Genomic DNA, 18,762 nt, shown 5'->3' on the forward strand with positions numbered 1-18,762 from the left:
TCCTTATAAAACATCAAGATAAGATGAGCATAGATCGGTTGGTTCGCTTGAGGCTATGCGAGCATCCGCTTGGGTTTTATCGAACATGGCCCAATTACGGATGCAGAGGGTACGGATACAGCTTATACGATCGCGTGATGTTCGATCCAGGCTTTGGTCATACGGAGACACCTCGGATAGGGCATGAGGTCTTTCTATGAAGCATGTACTGCGCACGTCGATACCATCACAATAGAGAGCAGCAAGTGCGAGCATATGATAACGTGCACCCTCACACTAGTTAGAGAGTACGATAAATGAATTTTTCTACTATCGAAGACGTAAGAAATGCCATAGATGGCATCGACTCCCAACTTGTTTCACTCATCGCCGAACGTGGCCGGTTGGTGAAAGCAGCCGCTGGATTCAAAAAAGATCAGGATGCTGTTCGTGCGCCTGACAGGGTTCAGAGGGTCATTGATAAGGTGAGGGCAGAAGCCGCTGTGGTTGGACTCCCCGAAGACATTATTGAAAAAGTTTACCGTGCGATGATTAACGCATTTATTGATTATGAGCTGGAACAGCACCGAAGTCTGGTACAAAAGTAGTATCGGTCAAACCCTCGCCTAATAGGGTGGGAGCAACAAGGGCGTGCGGGTATATTTCCATACAAACGATTGAATCCCGCATCACAGTTATAGCATCGATAGTTTTTGATGGTTTTGCCTCGCTAACTGGCCCGGTTGTCCCGCTGAAACGACTTGTGACCGCACTTGGGGCAACAACTCGTTTCAAACGGGGAATGCTTCAGGTAGTGGATAAAACGATCGGCCTCTTGATGCAGAGACTCCGGCGGAAAAAAGTAATAGTTGGTCTCAGGTTCATGAATCATAGTCCGACTACCCAATGTTAACGCTACCCCCACCAATCAGTACACCGCCACAATTAACCGCATCACCTGTACGAGCAGCAGGTTGCCCATCAATAAATACGCTGGATGATCCGCCACTGATAGTTCGATTATGCCCATGAGAAGCTAAAGCATCACCCTGTCGAGCCAATGGAGAACCATCAACTTTAACGGTTGAAGAACCTGTTACGACTGGAGTCGGTGGATGACTACCGTGGCCGGTATCTTGATCACCAAGTTTAACTGCATTGCCCATGGTGTTAGTTTCCTCTTTACTTGTAAAAACAAGGGTAGGTATTAATAACTAACACCTACTCTACGGATTAAATCACTTGCACAAATTTACCATTTATTAATGAGAATGTTGGAGCTATGAAATTTATACTCATAGAATCATCATCATTTGTATAATATGCAAGTGGTGAGAATGAAGGATCTGATTTATTGATTAATCTGACCATGCGACCTTTGTTCATTATCTGTACATCATAATCCTGCCAGTTAATTGGGATCATTTTAAACTGCGAGTTATGAATGTCAGAAACCATATCGCGATCAACGAAAATACTTTCCTCCGTTTCACCTGTTGACCAGGCCCAAGCTGCCAATGATAATTTCAGTTGCTTGCGGAGAGTGGCGAGGTCTTTATTATCCATCGCCTTCCAGACTTGGAGATAAGCTTGTTCTAACAATTTACGCTGCTCTGGGATATCGGTGTAGGGAGTGGCCTTGACCCAAGGCCATTCCGGCAGTCCACTGACCTTGACCTGACGGCTAAAACGATAAACTTCCATTTTCTCTGGATATTTATACAGATTAAAGTATTCGTCGTCCTTATGCCCCCGTACCACTTGTTCAGCCAGTATTTTCTGCTTAACTATTGGCCCGCTGATGGTTTTAAACTTCTGCTCGTCTGCAGGTACTTTGGCTTCCGGCAGGCTATCCTTACCAATACCTACTTCAATAGCGCTCAGTATCTTATTGTTACTGCCTCGCATTGCCGTCAACTCCAGTTTGCAACCCGCCTGTGAGTTAAACTGGGCACGTTCTGAAACTGATGTCGCCTTTTTATCAAACCAGCCCAAAGCACCAAGCTCCAGGCTGATCTCATTTTCACCATTTTCTAGAAACAGCATGGCTGCGGTGCTGGAGGTGCCAAAGCCGCGGCCTTGTCGTGCCGAATTGCGATTGTCCAAACCCAATACCCCGTTGGTTTTGATGGCGCAAAAGGCATATTCGATATCAAACAGGCTGCGGATATACAACCTTGGCTCTTCGGCTATGCTGCTTTGCACTATGCCCATGACACAGCACAATAAAGCGATACGCAATGATTTCATTTAACCTCCTTGTAGCATCCCTTTATCTTGGTTTTTCCTTGTGGAAAAATTAGGATGGATATTGATAATCAACACCCACCTCATTAGTTAAATTACTTGAACAAACTTACCATTTATTAATGAGAATATTGGAGATGTAGAGCTCATAGTCATATCACCATCAGAATCATAATAGTAAGATAGTGGCGAAACTGAAGGGTCTGATTTATTAACAAGTTTCACCATGCGCCCTTTGTTCATTATCTGTACATCATAGTCCTGCCAGTTAATTGGGATCATTTCAAACTTGGGGTTATTTGTATCGTCACCTATTCCGCTATCAGCAAAGATACTTTCTTCCGTTTCCCCTGTTGACCAAGCCCAGGCCGCTAATGCTATTTTCTGTTGCTGACGGATAGTGGAGAGATCTTTATTATCCATCGCCATCCAGACTTGGAGATAAGCTTGTTCTAACAATTTACGCTGCTCTGGGATATCGGTGTAGGGAGTGGCCTTGACCCAAGGCCACTCCGGCAAACCACTGATCTTGACCTGGCGGCTAAAACGATAAACCTCCATCTTCGGTGGATATTTATATAGATTAAAATATTCATTATCCTTATGCCCTGGCACTACCTGCTCGGCCAGTATTTTCTGTCGAACCACTGGCCCACTGATGGTCATATACTTGGGCTCATCTGCTGGAGCTTTCGCTTCCGGAAAGCCATCTTTACCAATACCAACGTCAATAGCGCTCAAAACCTCACTCTGGTTGCCACGCATTGCCGTTAGCTCCAGCTTGCAACCTGCCTGTGGGTTAAATTGAGCGCGTTGTGACACTGACATAACTTTTTTATCAAACCAGCCCAAGGCACCAAGCTCCAGACTTATTTCATTCTCGCCATTCTCCATAGCTAACATGGCGCCGGTGCTGGAGGTGCCAAAACCGCGCCCCGCACGCGCTGAGTTACGGTTGTCCATACCCATTACCTGATTGGTTTTGATGGCGCAAAAGGCATATTGAATGTCAAATAGGCTGCGGATATACAACCGGGGCTCTTCGGCATTGGCAGTAAATGTCATCATCACTCCTGATAATAAAAACGCTAATTTAGGTAATCTCATCTTATTCTCTTTTTGCTAAACACGGTTTGCAGTTTATTTATTCCATTTGGGATTGGAGCCCATTGCCCAAGGCTCGTTATTCGGTTTGGGTGGCGTGTTTCCTTTGGGGTTAGAACCCATTGCCCAGGGTTCACCTGGGATGGCTTTGGGCCTGACGATCGGCCGCTCTTTACCGATCAAGTTCACCCGTAGAGCGGACTCACTCTCTTTCAACGGAGCTGCTATGACCCATCGCTTTTTTGCGCCATATTTGCTACTACTTTCTTGATTTTTACTTTCATCATTCCGCTTACTAAAGTCAGCACTAAACTCCACCTCCGCCACAATCCCATCATGGTAGCCCACCAAATCGATACCATCATCATGCTGATCCAGCTTAAACCCTGCGGCGGTTTTAATCGCTCCACTGGCATTGAGTGCAACCTCCATAATCATCACCTTGGTTTTAAAGGCCGCATTTACCTTACCTTCCAGACTAAATTTCAGATCGTTATCTCTACCGGCGGAGAATGTCCATATTTCTTGTTTTAATGCTGCACCAAAACGAAAAGAGAGGCTGCATTTCAGCAATATGGAACATTCAATTTCAAGATAGTTTTTATCCCCGGCATTTTTACGTGCCAGTGCCTGACGGCATTTTTTTGCTAGCGCATCAATTTTACAGTAAGCAGCTGCAAATTGTATAAGATCTAGCTTGCCTGTCAGGGCCAGAAAAGGGGCTGCATTGAAACCAATAAAATGTGTACTGCTAGCGACTGTATCCAATCTTGAATAGGCATAGGCAACACCCACGTTCATCGGTTCTACTTTCAGCTCGGCGATAGTATAGTTTTGTGCTCCGGTTGATTCCGGTGCGGGAAGAAGATATTTTTGGCTATTACTCAACAATTTGTCAATACGAGAGATAGCATCCAGCGTTTTGGTTGTGGTGTTTTTCTTATATTTGTCAGCATACTTTTTTGAGTAATCCATACCTTGAACTTTTAGTCCATAGGTAAACTCTAACGATGTGGTTTGTGTCAAACTGAATTTATCAGTATGCGTTTCCCAGCCAGCGCGGAGTTTGTTACCATTTTTCGGTTTAACATTCTCCATGGCTTGACGAGCCTTTATCTGTTCATCGCGGCGCTCTTTAATCGTACGTTCCTTATGAGAAAAGGCATACGTAAAAGCAACCGAGTAGGTAAACTCCACTGAAGGAAAAACACGGAGCGTTGCGTAATTACGTCTCCCTTCGCAGCCATTAACGACTAAATCATAGCGTTTACCGTCATTGAACAAATCAGTGGGGTTGGCAATATTAGATAAATATGACCAGATTGAAGGCATGGTTGCCACCAGCGCCTGATTCTGTTCCTTATAAAACAAAGTGACTGCCTGAGTCGTGTTGAGTGGGATTTTTTCTGAAAATTTAACGCTCTCAAGCGTAGCAGTATGAGAAGCTGCCTTTTTACATTTTGTTGTTATATTAATACTGCCGGATGCCCCCTTACCTTTATCCAGAAGATCCATCGAGAGCATCTGCTTGACTGGCCAGACTTGATGCTGTTTATCAAAATCCAGCGCAACCTCATGAATACATGGGTCCGGGTTATTACAGGTTGCGCAGGCTGTTCCTGCATCGACTGAACGGGCCATATTATCTTCCTTTGATTAAATGCGCCACATCAGGGATTTCACCTAATTCCCTGAGCATTAAAGACTCTACCCGATAATATCCTGGCGCTTGATTTTCTGTAAGTTTATTCTTCCATGCATCAGGCATCATATCGATAGTAGAGATGTTTTTTTTGAGAAGAAGGTGAACCATTGCCCTGATTGAATGATCATCTGTAATAGTGTTTTCCTTGCAGAAATAAAAACACTTGGTAGCAAAAGAATAAGCATCCCTTTTTTCATTACATGCCGTATTTTTCGATGTGAAAATAGTAGGGCTCTCATCTTTTATATCGAAATAAGTGCCATTATGTATTCTTTTAAAGATGTCATCGTCCTCATCTTCAGCGATGTCCTCTTGACCTGACAGCCAATACGCCTCAACATCTGAAGCCAGAACGTTAATATATCTCTTCTCCGCAAATGCATTGATTTCCCCGTACTGCGCCTCGGTTATTTTCAGCATTTTCCTTCCCGATTTTGCATCATTGGGAAATGGTTCTCGTATCGCCGAAAAATCATCTTCACGTTCAACCGCTTCGTATAAAGTCCTGACTTTAGTAATAGGCCCCAAGAAAGTATGTACATCCCAATCAGATAATACTTGAAGAAAATCCCAGATATTACGTGGATCATAAAAACGGAAATAGACTGGTTTTTCCTGATCAGGGATCAATACGTGTAAATATTTGCGTAAATGTTGACGCAACGATTTTATATTGGCCTTTGAATAGATATAAATTCCCCATGGCGTTTCGCGAGTCCCCAGCCAGGCTTCAACCTGCTGATCGACCATAACCAACCAGGGAGCAAGCTCAAGGAGTTCCGGTTGTACCGGCTCGGCATACAGACAACAGTGCGGGGGATTATAACGCTCGAGCATAAGCTGGAGATCGGCTTCTAACGCACCGTCAATAATAGCGTACAGTTTATGTTCTTCCATACCTTAGCTATCCTTCAGTGGGCAATGTGCGACAAACATTGAACCTGCAAGCGCCGCTGCTTTTAAAACTGCCGGGCTGGCTGGGGTCAGTAAATCACCAGGGCTACCACCAGAATTCAGATTAATTAAGGGGGCCTTGATATCCACGCCACCGGCATGAATAACAACAAAACTTCCGCCTACTTTCAGCGTCAGTTTGCTATTGCTTTGTAGCGTCAGATCGCCGTTGCTGTCCACACTGAACACGCCGCTAACTTTCTGTGCCAGATCGCCCTTGACCTGTATACCTCGGTCGCCTTCCGTCATCACCAGATTGTTACCGGTGATTTTCTGATCCTGATTACCTTCAACCGTCACTTTTCGATCGTTGGCAACCACCAGTTCTTCATCATGCCCGATACTGCTACTACGGTTGTAGTTCACCCGTTCGTCTTTCGAATTGAGTACCCGTATCGCCATGTTTTTTTGTGCGTGAACGAAGACTTCTTCATTATCTTTTTCATCTTCAAAACGCAGCTCGTTAAATCCTTCACCTTTATGGGTTTTTGAACGGATCGACATCTGGGTTTTGCTGCCTGGCAAATTACCAGGAGGCAGATGGTTGGCATGATAGGTGCGGCCGATTATCACCGGCTGATCAGGGTCACCGTTTAAAAATTCAACAATCACTTCATGACCAATGCGCGGAATGGCCGACATCCCCCAACGAGGCCCCGCCCAGGGATGCGATACCCGTATCCAACAGGAGCTGGTATCATCGTCTTTCCCTGAACGATCCCAAAGAAAACGCACCTTGACCCGACCATAAGGATCACAATAAATCTCTTCTGAGGGTGGACCCGTGACAATCGCAATCTGGGCTCCGTCAATGCGTGGTTTTGGCCGTGAAAGTGGGCGCCATGTCTGATTATTGGGAATAAACGCAAACTGAGTGGTTATGGTTGTGCCTTGCCCTCCCGATATAGTTTCCAGAGCTTGTGGTTGTTGCCCGCTATGGATGGCCTGGGTGACTTGCCAGCTTGTATTCAGTGTGTCCAGTGGATGGTTTTCTAGGGTAAAGCGCACACCGGGTTGTAGAGCAGGACAATTACTAGCCCCTTCGCCCTGATGGGCATCATTACGTAGTGCCTGAATGCGCCATTGGGAAAACTTTTCCCCGCTTGGACCGGTGTCTTTATAGCGGCCAGGATAATCATAATGCAGATACTCCCCTGACTGATGTTCATCATCTCGAGCGCGATCGCGATATTCAGCGGCCCACAAGGGGTTTTTAAAGGTGTAATCTTTCAGCAATACCTCGGAAGGGCGCAGACTTTCCCTGCGCTTGAAGGTGGTAATGCAAGGTTCATCGAGTGAGGTTTGTTGTTGATCTGGGTAGTAGGGTAGCGTCGGTCCGTCATTCACGATGATGTTATCGTCGGCAAAGACCAGCGTGTGCCTGTCATTCTCATGCTCGAAGAAATAATAGATGCCTTCTTCTGCCGCCATTCGATGAAGGAAATCCAGATCGCTTTCATTATACTGAACACAAAACTCTCTGGGTGCATGCTTGTAGCGAAAAGCATGGGCATAGTCACTGATCTTATTTTCTTTCATCAAGGTTTCAAGAATTTCCAGAAAACCCTGTTGCTGAAAAATGCGGGAGTTTTGTCTTAATCCTGCTCGCCAGAGTGCGGGGCGCACACTGAGTCGGTAACGTGTTTGATGAAGTCCTGAATCGCCTTGCTCGACGGAAGTAACAATGCCATTCACGATACGCTGTACTTCTGTCTCACGCCAAATGGTCAGCGTGGCTGTATTGTCTAGAATTGAACGGAACTCCACATTGGGGCTGGCACTGGCAACCTCCAGTTCAAGCGTGAAAGGTGCGGAAAATTGCTCGTGCAATGTAAAACCTGATACCACGAAGGTTTTAGATGGCAGGTTCCCCACACTTAACGTAAACCGCAGGCCACTCGCATCCATGTTCATATTTCCTTATTGATGGCGTGAATACATCCCAACCTATGTAAATAAAATATTTATAATATATAAGATACTTTAATGCATGTGGAAAATGGCAACAACCTGAATTTGTTCATTTAGTGAGAGCTAGCACGGTTATGCCTCATAGAGATCGGGAAATTTCTCTGATAGGAAACGATCACTTCAGGCAGTGAATGGCTTCATTTTTCAACACAAGCATTCAAGAATGGGATAGCTAAATTCACTTTTTACCGGCTTCCTTCCAAACCCGGTAGGTGGCGGTTATCTGTTGAATAGTGTTGAGCGCTCACTTCCAACAACCGATAGGCTTAATTCATTTGAACAGCTTACAGATACAAGCTTGTCCAATCGCTACCGAAAGTCCTATCCAACGCTACTAGAGCCCTATTTGGTAGGCGCTGCTAGTTCCTGGCTGAGGAAACAGTACTGATGGCGTAGGGTAAGCTCATTGGAGTCAGGTGCAGAGGATATGCTCCCCCATTGATTTGCTAGAGGTAGTGTTTACAAAGTCTGCTTTTGGAACTGGCCAGTCCACTGGGCGGAAACGCGTCGGCTATGAGCGAAGAGCAGTCGTCACACCAATTAGTTACATTAACTTAGAAAAGGTGGTTAACTGTTATATATTACTCATTGCGACATAGTTCAATACTATTTTTTGATTGAGTTAGTTTTAGTGACACATGAAGTAATTATTTTCAAGGTGTCACTTAGGGGCCCAGCCTTAGTCTATACAGTTGGGATTTTGTATTATCTTTTCGGTTATTATTGTCACCAGCGGGAATAATACAAACCAAAGCACATCACTTGGGAACTCATTTCCTCTATGAAACAACTTATTTCTCGATGTAGTGACCGACTTTATCACGTCAATCGTAATAGGTTTTTCCCCTTTCACGCTTGCTAATTGCGTCATTCCCAAGTGAGAAAGGAGTTTAAACAGCTTTTGGTTTCTGAATTCAGATGTCCGCGTTAGAACAGAGAGCAATGCATTTTTTTTATCATTTGAAAACTTGCAGGCTAGATATCTTATACTATCACTTTCATCTTCGGAAAACATTGTTCCGGAAGGGAAAAGCTTAGAATACAGGTTGCTACCTTCAAGATACTCTACTATTAGAAACCAGTGGAAAAATTTTGATTTTTCGCTTTCTGCTCTTAAGCCATTATAATAATAATCCAAAACTTCATTGTAATGAATATTGATTACGTTGCTGTTGTTAAATTTAACTCCGTTTATTGATTTTATTAACAAGGAATCCGTCATTTCAACGAAAGAATTTAAAGGTACAGTGTTTGCAATATAATTTTCATTTTCTACAATTATATTTTTCCTTGAAAATGTGTCAAAGTGCACCTTAATGAAAGGCGTTCCATAATATCCGCCAAGTTCACTTTTTGTTGCCACGAATGATAAATAGCTCGCCAGACGATTGAGATATGAAACTTGATCAATCTGCTCTTTTAGATCGAACGATTCAATTTTTACACTAAAGTCTGGATTGTTTGCACAAGATAATTCAATTTTTGTGTTTGGTAATCCGAATGGGCAACAACACGATATGCCTTCTTCAAGATTGTAAATACTTGCCCCTTGAAAACCAACTTCATTTATACTGTGGGACGAGAAGAGTTCAAAATCACATTCAATTATATATTTTTCCATATATTCATTCTCAATTTCAAAATAATTCTTTGATTATTTATTTGTGAATCTTATTAATAAAAGTTAAATACATTAAATTACTATACACTAAAAAACAATACCATTAAACAACAATTATCTGGACACTTGCAATCGTGTTGTTTTATCCAGTAGTGGAAGTCACAAAGGATGCCAATAATTTTCAGAGCGAAGCTTGCAAACGATATAATTTCTTTTATAGTTATTCCTCTTCATCGCCCTCCACTCGACGCTAATGTTAATAATGTCCACTCTTGACACGGAGCGGACAGTTCTATGTAACTTGCTTTCTGCTCTGAGCGAATAGCGGACATTTACCTCCAGGGGAAGTTGGAGGGGTTCTAAAAATGATTAGCCCGGTAAATCGGGATACTTACAGCAATACTTTCGTAAAACAAATGTTCGAATTAGAATTTTATTCTCACATCCAAGTTATCAATATTTACTTTCTCAATGTTATTGCTGACTAAATCAATAATGCCACTCCCATAGAAATAGATTCTTGGATAAGAGTAAAATCTTGTGATTGTTTGACCGATTTCAATATTCATAAACTCGCTGATTATAACATCTTTATTTTGATGATAAATGCCCGTGTCAATGTAAAATTCAAAGCTACATATTCTAAAATTATAAGAGTATTCAAATGCATATTTATTATCAGGTAGTTTATATCCTGAATACATTGAAGGATCTTCTGTTCCTTCTATAACATCAAAGTCAAAGTGTTTACACTTCCTAATTATTGCCCCATTAAAACCAGATGAATCATATAGAGATGCACAGTCATCTAAACTTAAATTCTCCATATAAATAGGAGTGAAACTTTCAAATTCACTCTCAATAGCTTCTATGTACCTCTCTTCTATTTCCTCAATATTTCTATGTGAAAAACTATGTAGTTCTTGATCTACATGCTCAGTTATAAATTCACTTAATGAATTATAGAGTGAAAAAACATTATGTAAACCAAGATTGGTTAGATCTTCAATTAAATCAGAATGGAACTCTTTTTTTTGTTTGTCAGGAGACATAAAGTCATGTGAGTTATTTGTAATAAAAACAATTTCATCTCCCATTTTATTATTGTGTAAATATTGCGTCAGCCCATTCCAGATTAGCGCATCTCTATAGCCTTTTTCATTGTCTCTAAATGGCCGCTTGGAAAAAATCGCCTTATCTAATAACAGGTCATTATCAATGTATGAAGATGATATAATATGTGTGCGGGGGAACATTTTTAACAATTCATTTTGAAAGCTAAATTTTTTAATTTCATCATTAAAATCATCGATATGAAACTCATTCTCTGAGAGTTTCTTTACTCGTCCTTTCAGTTGAAGTATTTCTTTTTGTAACTTTTCGAGTTCCTCATTGTATTTTTTTTGAACTTCCCTGAATACAACGAAAGGTATAACAAGTTGGTTTCCTGTCGTGTTTTTAATAAAATTAGACAGAACTTGAAACATAGCGCTAGACATTTTCCAATTATTATAAAATATGTTCGTATCTATTAATATTAACATTTTATATCTTCCATTACACCCTGATAAACTACTGAACCTGAAATCACCTCATAGCACTACTTTTTGAAATTTATAAATATAAACAAAAATTCTTCTGTTCTGCTTCATTTCTTAAATCAAATAAATGACTAGTGAGCCATTTTGTCAAAAACCCATCGTAAAAACAACGTAATAAAATTTGCATGGCTAACATGCGTCTAGTTGTTTTACACGCAATAGCTTTAGAAAGGTCTGCTCCTGGCACTAAGCAGACCTGTCGGATCTGGCTGACTCTAGAAGCCACAAGGGTTTCAGATAAAGGCGGCCTGTTGCGGATGCCGATACAGATTATACATTCGAGTGATGTTGGCTCCCGACTTTGGTGGCGCGGCGTACCCCAGACGAGGTCTATGAGGACAACCCCTCTTGAAGCAACTTCTGACCAAGGTGAAACCGCCACCGATGAAGGGGGAGCCAACCTGGCGAACAGGCCGTTAAGCGTATACATCCAACGTTCTTTTACTGCAGATCTTTTTCATCGCCCGGTTTTTATAGCAGTTGATGGTTTTTAGCCTGAGCTTGAGCTTTTTGGCGATCTCATAAGGCTGTGCACCGCTGTAGATTTCATTGATGACAATCAGCTCTCGCCCGGTCAGATACTGCCGACTCATGGCTTCCTCTACCTCGACATCAAACTCATCCTGCACCGTTTGGCGAGGGAAAATTGCCAGCAAGATATCCTCTACGCAGGCATTTTTATCCAGAGTGATAAAATGGTTGTACATATCCGGGTTGGTCAGGCACAGGCTGTTTTCATACATCAAGATGATCCTGGCCGCCAGCGTGCCCTGCTCCAGGGCGGTATAGAGCGCGGAACAGGCGCCGTAATAATTAATAAAGCCGCAGCTGCAATCCAAAATCAGAAAATCACAGGCGCTATTTTTCAGCTCTGAAAGCGTGTGAGCCTCAAATGTCTCTTTCTCGAAGAGCAATTCATGCAACGCTATTTTATTGTGGGGCAGGGTTTCACCGTGCCTGAGCAGCGCATGCAAACCAGCAGAGAAATAGCGGTCATTACTCACCGTGTAGATATGAATATCAGGCATAGTTGATCGTCCTAATCAGTAATAATCCTAGCTGGTGCGCAGGTTGGCGGATGAGCCGCAATCTTGTCGATGGCGTGCACGGTTTTTTGCCGACTTTCTGAAAATCAGGATGAGTTTCTTACTGCACATCCAGCAACTACCCGCCCCCTCAACGTAGGGGGGAACGTTCCCTGTCAACTCGATGGAAATATCACAATGTGGGCAATAGGCGACATACTCGCAGTAAGCCATGAAATTTACTCATTCCATTGATTTATATTGAAAATTTATATTACATAGGATAGCAGAGTTGTTTTTAATGATCAATAAAATAGATCGATATTATAAAAACAATTGATTTTATCGATAAGTTACCAATTATTTCAATAAAATCAAAAGATAAGAACTGTCCCTTAACTTGCCGGTTAATTACTGGTAATCACCTATATGTATTCACTGTGTGTATGTGTCTATGTTTAATTGTTTGAAATATGAATTGTTGATATTTCTCGTCTGTGGCCGGTTTGGCGGCAGGCATATTGATAGTGTGGGCAAGGGGAACAGGGTAATTTTCTGCAAGAGGAAGGGAAGTTGGCACAGCTTATTGGGTGCCAAATGCTCCCGGCATGATGGCCGGGAGCACATGAGATTATTTCAGGAAATCTTCACGCTGCGGAGTGAAGGTATCCAGTAAGGTTCCGGCCTCCAGGCAGACGCAGCCATGTACCACGTCGGGCTTTTTGTACAAGGTATCTCCGGCAGCCACTTCCTTGGTGACGCCATCGATGGTGAAGCTGAAGCGGCCGGAAAGTACGTAGGTCAGTTGCTCGTGCGGGTGGCTATGCAACGGGCCGACAGCACCTTGGCTAAAGTTGACCTCCACCGCCATCATGGTGCCGCCATGAGCGAGGATACGGCGTGTCACGCCGTTCCCTAAATCTTCTAACGCACAATCCTGTTTGTAGATAAACATGGCTGTTCCTCAATAAAATAAACTCGTGCAGATTGCCGACAAAGTCGCAATGATGCTGAATTGTTCGGGGCTAACCCACTGATTATCAAGACGGGCGTAGCATGCAGCGCCCCTACGGTTTGAGCCTGTAGGGGCTGCCCGCGCCATCAAGCAAAGAGATCTTCCGGCAAGCGGGCTAGATACAGCGCAGGTTCGCCCTCAAAATCTGAGGTGAAGAGCACTTGCCGGTTGTCCGGGGTAAAGGATGGGTGCGGATGCGTTACCTGACGGTCGCCATTCAGCACGCGCCATGAGCTGTTATGCGCGGCCAGGCGTGCCTGACGTTTTTGTTTGGCGTCGAACACGTAAAGCCACGGGTCGTTCTCAATGGTGTAGCCTTGAGAATCCTTGATATCGACCGGCGTTGCCGAACCGTCACCCACTAACAGGCTGCCGTCGTAGTTGCTCATCAGGTGCGAACAGGCTGGCATGGTCATCACGATTTCGTCCTGCCCGGTTTGTGGATCGTAACGGCAGATGTTGCGCTCTTGCTGGCCTTTCAAATAAGAGACGTACATCAGGGCTGAACCATCTGGCACCCAGAATTCATGCGTACAGCTTTCGCCTGGGGCATGAGTTTTTACCTTACGCATATTGCTGCCGTCTTCGTTGATCAGCCACATGCGGGCATCAACCAGATCGTGTGGCCCTTCGTGGCAGAAGGCGACGCAATCGCTATGGTATGGGCGATAGATTGGGTGACCCAGCCAGATGCGGTCTTCATAGATCACACGTGATTCACCGCTGGCCAAATCGACACGCAGCAGGCGGCAATGCGGGTTTTTGGTGAAGAAGCTGTGGAAAATTTTCCAGTCGGTCAGAGGTTGCCAATCTTCACGATCGATTTCGATGCCCACCAGGCTGGTGCATTCACTGTTGGCAACCCAGGTGCCGTAGCCAACCCACTCTTCAGGCACACGATACACGGTTTGTTCATTGCAGTTGCTCAGCTCTACCCGGCGTAACTCACGCTCATTCTTCACGTAATACAGGAAACGATCGTCCGGGGATAAAAAACCGCCGAAGGTATTGTCGCCCGGGCCTTCGGTCAACTGCACCGCTTGTTGCAGTTGCAGATCCAACAGGTAATAGTTGCGGTTACCGTCAAATTCGCCAGCAAACAACAGTTTACTGCCGTCGTTGGTGAAACATTTTTGGTAGAAGTAGTTGCGGTGGCACAGCACTTCAGGCGGTGTCAGGCGGGTGAGTTGTGCGCCGGTACCGGCATCGGTTGTACGATGGAAATTGAACTGGTGGATTGAACCTTTAGCCACGATGGCCTCCCTTAACCTTATCGATAAACCGCCGCTGTTCAGACGATCCTTTAATTAAATAAAACATTGTTTCATAAATTTAGAAAAATGATATCAAAGTGACGAATTAGGCCAACCCGAACGGGTGATTTATGAGAGCTACATCGCATAAATCGTTGCGCTTTGCCCAATTGATAGCAGATCGCGGTTTTGCTCATAGCCAACCAGCATGACGCCGTTGCATGCTCGCCATTATAGAAAGATCACGTATGGGCAATCCCTGATGCGGGGACTGCGGCCAGATGCTGCCCGCGTTTTAAAGCGGGCTAAATGAGATCCCCTTATTTTTTATGTGACTTTCATCACAACATTATAACTCGCCTAAAAGTATAAAACGTTATTCCTTTAAAAATGAAATTGCAGTTCATTATTTTTGTTTGCGAGAAGAAACGATGACAACTAATGGTATTAACGCTCTGGGTAAGGGAGAACGGTCAGGCTAGGGCATCAGCTGGCTTATGGCGGGGGTAACCTCTTGGGCAGCGGTGCGCTGGCGATCAGCGGTGCCTGGCTGCTCTATTTTTACACCACGTTTTGTGGGCTGACGCTGTTGGAGGCGTCATTTATCTTCTCGGTTGCGAGCGTCATCGATGCTATCAGTAACCCGGTGATGGGTTATCTGACCGATAACTTTGGCAATACCTGGCTCGGTAAGCGCTTTGGTCGGCGGCGTTTCTTCTTGCTGATTGGCGCGCCACTGATGGTCTTTTACCCTCTGCTGTGGGTTGAGGGCTTCGGTTTTTGGTACTACCTCGCCACCTACGTCATTTTCGAACTGATTTATACCTCGGTGATGGTGCCTTATGAGACGCTGGCGACCGAAATGACCGATGATTTTGCCATGCGCTCCAAGCTGACCGGCTATAAAGCGATTTTTGGCAAGATGGCCAACTTCCTGGCGGCGTTTATCCCAGGGCAATTTATTCTGCTCTACGGTAAAGAGTCGGCTCAGCCCTTTCTGTATACCGGCATCACCTACGGCGTGATCCTGTTTATTGCCATCACCGTGCTGTATCTGTTCTCCTGGGAGCGCAAGGATGAAGCAATAGCGGAGGTTAAGCATAAGAAATCGCTGCTCAAAACGTTGGCTTCATTGGCGCGGGATATGCAATCGACTTTCTACCTGCGGGTATTTCGCAAGCATCTGGGCATGTATCTGTTCGGCTTCGGTGCGGAATGGCTGTTTGCCTCGGTATTCACCTATTTCGTGATCTTCGTGCTGCAATACGATCCGGCCATTCTGGCTGGATTGAACAGCCTGAATGCCATCTTACAGTTGATATCAACCGCCATCTTTATTGGCCTGTGCGTGAAAAAGGGCTTCAGTAAACCTTATTCCTGGGCGCTCGGTATCGTGATGTTTGCGGTCTGTTGCTACTCTCTGCTGCACTTCTTTAACCTGCCTGCGCATATTGCCACTGCTGCCATCATCGGTATCACCGTGATCTTCGGCCTGGGCACCGGCGGGGTGTATTACATTCCCTGGACGGTGTATACCTTCCTGGCGGACGTAGACGAAGTCTTTACCGGCCGCCGTCGCGAAGGGATCTATGCTGGGGCGATGACCTTCTCCGGCAAGATTATGCGTTCGATTATCGTCTTCACCATGGGGGCGATCCTCAGTTACTACGGCTTCCAGTCCAAGTCTCACACTCAGCCGGAAACTGCCATTACCGCGATCTCCTGGGTGTTCTTTGCTGGCGTGATCTTGTTGGCGCTGATGGCTATTGTCTTCAGCAGCCAGATGACGCTTAACCGCCAGACCCATCAGGTGGTGCTATACGAAGTGGCCCGCATCAAGGCTGGCGGCAAGATCGGCGATATCAAACCCGACGTTCGTTTGGTGATTGAGAAGCTGGTAGGGCTGCCCTACGAACAATGCTGGGGCAACAGCAAGATCTGCCAGAAGATGAACATCACTCCCGAAGTCGCTACCCCTGTGTATAAACCGGCCTAACGGGCCAGATCTCCCCAAAACCCAGTAATAGGATCTTCTCGCCAACACGGCGGGGGGATCCCTACCTATTAAAAACAAGGAAAGGGAAATGAAGATCGTACCTCTGTCGTTATTAATTGCTCTGGCCAGCGTGTGTCATCACGGTGTCGCCGCACCGCTGCCTGCCGCTAATGAACTGGTTTGGCAGGCCATCGCTTTCGGCCAGTCAACGGATGTCAACTTTGCTACCAACGTGCTGCCGGAAAAAGTTGGCACCAATCAGGTGACGATGGCCAATAGTAAACCGATGCAGGCCGGACCACTGAAAATGCCGTTCCACGTCGAAAGCCGGGGGGGCAAAATCGGCAATAGCCATGATGGCCTGACCTTCTACTACACGCGCATTCCCGCCAATGCCAATGTGGTTTTGGAGGCGGAGGTAACGGTCGATCAGTTTGGCCCGGAAAATATGGCTCTGCCCGCCGGGCAGGAGGGGGCGGGATTGCTGATCCGCGATATCCTCGGCAAACCAAGGTTGGAAAAGGTCCAGCAGGGTTATGAGGAGTTTCCGGCGGCATCCAACATGGTGATGAATGCCATCATGACGCAGGATAAAAAAGACCATCAGCGGGTCAAAATGACGCTGATTTCCCGCAACGGCGTGCTCAATTCCTGGGGTAACGCGGGTGTCGAGATCAAACGTGAGGGTTATCAACCTGAGGTCGATCTGCAGAAAACGCCAACCTTCCGGCTGCGTTTGGCTCGCACGGATCAGGGATTTACCGCGGCCTATGCCCCGCTGGGCAGCGACAACTGGGTCAGTAAAACCATCAACGATCCGCACCGCGTCACCAAGCTGGATCCTGAAGGTTACTATGTGGGCTTTTTTGCTTCACGTAACGCACGCATTACCGTCAACCAGGCCAGCCTGACGCTCAGCGAAAGCCAGCTTCCGGCGGCACAAGAGTTTGCGGTTAAAGCAATGCCGCTGCAGATCGAGATCGGTTCTGCGCCAATATCCGCCACGGATGATTACGCCTTCCAACTACGCAGCAATGAGAGTGGCACTCTGTCGCTAAGCCAGGACGGCGTGGTCATTGCCGCAGAGCGTAAGGTACAGGCCGGAGAGATGCTGGCGGTGAAGGTTGCGCTGAAGAAGGCGGAAACCGCGCTGGATTACCGTTTCACCACGGCAAAAGGCCACGCTCAGAATGACAAGTTGCTAGTGCGCAAAGCGCGTTATGCCGACGCCGCTAATCTGTATGCTGCGCCACAGGGCAAAGCCGAAAATGATGGCAGCCAGCAGCATCCGCTGGATTTTGCCACCGCCGTGCAATCCTTAACGCCGGGTGGCACGCTTTGGCTGGCAGCGGGAGATTACCCCTTGGCTGTCATACCAGCCGTAGCCAGTGGCACCGCCACGCATGCCAAAAAGCTCCGGCCGCTTGGGGAGGACGTGGTGCTGCGCGGGATGGAGCTGGAAGCCAGCTATTGGGATATTCAGGGCATCACGGTAACGGAAAAAAGCCTGCGTATTACGGGCAGCCATAACCACCTTGACCGGGTGGTGGCACACCATGCGGATGATACCGGGATTGTCATTTCTTCCCCGGCCAACGCCGATCGGCCATTGTGGGCCAGCCACAACTTGATCACCCATTCTGAATCATACGCCAACAAGGACCTAGGTCTGATCAATGCGGATGGTTTTGCCGTCAAAATGCGTGTGGGTGAGGGAAATCGGCTGGTCGCCTGCTTCTCGCATGACAACGTGGATGACGGCTTTGATCTGTTTAACAAGATCGAGGATGGCCCGAACGGCAAGGTGATCATTGAGAACAGCGTCGCACTGCGCAATGTCAATAATGGTTTCAAACTGGGGGGAGAAGGGTTACCAGTGGCCCATCAGGTGACTAACAGCCTCGCCATTGAAAACGGCATGGATGGGTTTACCGACAACTTCAACCCTGGCGCCCTGCAAGTCACCAATAATATGGCGATTGATAACCAGAGGTTTAACTACATTTTCCGCCCGGGCCCCTATACCACGCAGGATAAGCAGGGCGTATTCAGCGGCAACGTCTCGTTGCGTAGCAAGCCGGGAGAATATGCCGATGCGGTGGTGGGGAACATTGCCGACAACAATGCTTTCATGTTCTCAGCAGTGAAATGAGACTCCGTAGGGGCGCCGCATGCTGCGCCCGACCTGTATGCTGCGCCCGAACTGTACTGCGCCCGGTAAGCCGCATGCGATACCGATTTAGATAAACCCACCGGTTATGCCGTTTTTGCCCCAGTGAAAACGGCACACA

The 18,762-nt window shown here is 46.0% G+C and carries 15 protein-coding genes; 3 read left to right on the forward strand and 12 right to left on the reverse strand.

All coding sequences use genetic code 11. The features are described from left to right. Positions 1 to 296 precede the first annotated feature (296 nt). Positions 297 to 587 carry a chorismate mutase gene (locus ACMV5I_RS12640; RefSeq protein ID WP_261143968.1) on the forward strand — a complete coding sequence of 97 codons (291 nt, stop codon included), beginning with the start codon at positions 297 to 299 and terminating at the stop codon, positions 585 to 587. A 291-nt stretch (positions 588 to 878) separates the two neighbouring features. Here the strand turns inward: ACMV5I_RS12640 and ACMV5I_RS12645 are convergent, their stop codons facing one another. From ACMV5I_RS12645 to ACMV5I_RS12700, 12 genes are all read right to left on the reverse strand, one after another. After that, a complete protein-coding gene (locus ACMV5I_RS12645) occupies positions 879 to 1,145 on the reverse strand; it encodes a type VI secretion system PAAR protein (RefSeq protein ID WP_121607401.1) in 267 nt (88 codons plus the stop codon). A gap of 67 nt (positions 1,146 to 1,212) precedes the next feature. Then, complete coding sequence (locus tag ACMV5I_RS12650; protein ID WP_414824488.1) at positions 1,213 to 2,229, reverse strand: hypothetical protein; 1,017 nt, start codon at positions 2,227 to 2,229, stop codon at positions 1,213 to 1,215. Between the two features lie 87 nt (positions 2,230 to 2,316). Continuing rightward, on the reverse strand, positions 2,317 to 3,333 hold the full coding sequence (locus tag ACMV5I_RS12655; protein ID WP_414824489.1) for a hypothetical protein: 1,017 nt from the start codon (positions 3,331 to 3,333) through the stop codon (positions 2,317 to 2,319). Positions 3,334 to 3,366: 33 nt separating this feature from the next. Beyond that, complete coding sequence (locus ACMV5I_RS12660) at positions 3,367 to 4,971, reverse strand: hypothetical protein (RefSeq protein WP_414824490.1); 1,605 nt, start codon at positions 4,969 to 4,971, stop codon at positions 3,367 to 3,369. A 1-nt stretch (position 4,972) separates the two neighbouring features. Next, positions 4,973 to 5,932 carry a DUF4123 domain-containing protein gene (locus ACMV5I_RS12665; RefSeq protein ID WP_414824491.1) on the reverse strand — a complete coding sequence of 320 codons (960 nt, stop codon included), beginning with the start codon at positions 5,930 to 5,932 and terminating at the stop codon, positions 4,973 to 4,975. Positions 5,933 to 5,935: 3 nt separating this feature from the next. Next, positions 5,936 to 7,897: a type VI secretion system tip protein TssI/VgrG gene (tssI, locus tag ACMV5I_RS12670; RefSeq protein ID WP_414824492.1), complete on the reverse strand. Its 1,962-nt coding sequence runs from the start codon at positions 7,895 to 7,897 to the stop codon at positions 5,936 to 5,938. Positions 7,898 to 8,639: 742 nt separating this feature from the next. Further along, positions 8,640 to 9,581 (reverse strand): hypothetical protein, encoded by a 942-nt coding sequence (locus ACMV5I_RS12675; protein WP_414824493.1) that lies wholly within the window; start codon positions 9,579 to 9,581, stop codon positions 8,640 to 8,642. Between the two features lie 425 nt (positions 9,582 to 10,006). Next, positions 10,007 to 11,125 carry a PIN domain-containing protein gene (locus ACMV5I_RS12680; RefSeq protein ID WP_414824494.1) on the reverse strand — a complete coding sequence of 373 codons (1,119 nt, stop codon included), beginning with the start codon at positions 11,123 to 11,125 and terminating at the stop codon, positions 10,007 to 10,009. 70 nt (positions 11,126 to 11,195) lie between these two features. After that, positions 11,196 to 11,612, reverse strand: a complete 417-nt coding sequence (locus ACMV5I_RS12685; RefSeq protein ID WP_414824495.1) for a hypothetical protein — start codon at positions 11,610 to 11,612, stop codon at positions 11,196 to 11,198. Further along, complete coding sequence (locus ACMV5I_RS12690) at positions 11,599 to 12,210, reverse strand: helix-turn-helix transcriptional regulator (RefSeq protein ID WP_414824496.1); 612 nt, start codon at positions 12,208 to 12,210, stop codon at positions 11,599 to 11,601. The genes ACMV5I_RS12685 and ACMV5I_RS12690 overlap by 14 nt, the downstream gene beginning before the upstream one ends. Positions 12,211 to 12,838: 628 nt before the next feature. Continuing rightward, on the reverse strand, positions 12,839 to 13,162 hold the full coding sequence (locus tag ACMV5I_RS12695; protein WP_021806015.1) for a cupin domain-containing protein: 324 nt from the start codon (positions 13,160 to 13,162) through the stop codon (positions 12,839 to 12,841). Positions 13,163 to 13,308: 146 nt separating this feature from the next. Beyond that, the gene (locus ACMV5I_RS12700; RefSeq protein WP_202672348.1) at positions 13,309 to 14,475 is read right to left on the reverse strand and encodes an oligogalacturonate lyase family protein; all 1,167 of its coding nucleotides are present in this window, start codon (positions 14,473 to 14,475) and stop codon (positions 13,309 to 13,311) included. Positions 14,476 to 14,965: 490 nt separating this feature from the next. Between ACMV5I_RS12700 and ACMV5I_RS12705 the strand changes: the two genes are divergently transcribed. Together ACMV5I_RS12705 and ACMV5I_RS12710 are read left to right on the forward strand one after the other, a co-directional pair. Further along, positions 14,966 to 16,471, forward strand: coding sequence for an MFS transporter (locus tag ACMV5I_RS12705; RefSeq protein ID WP_414824504.1), 1,506 nt, complete (start codon positions 14,966 to 14,968; stop codon positions 16,469 to 16,471). Positions 16,472 to 16,559: 88 nt separating this feature from the next. Next, positions 16,560 to 18,623, forward strand: coding sequence for a right-handed parallel beta-helix repeat-containing protein (locus ACMV5I_RS12710; RefSeq protein WP_414824497.1), 2,064 nt, complete (start codon positions 16,560 to 16,562; stop codon positions 18,621 to 18,623). Positions 18,624 to 18,762: the final 139 nt, after the last annotated feature.

The organism is Serratia sp. T13T92 (genome assembly GCF_047530105.1).
GTDB classification, from domain to species: domain Bacteria; phylum Pseudomonadota; class Gammaproteobacteria; order Enterobacterales; family Enterobacteriaceae; genus Chania; species Chania fonticola.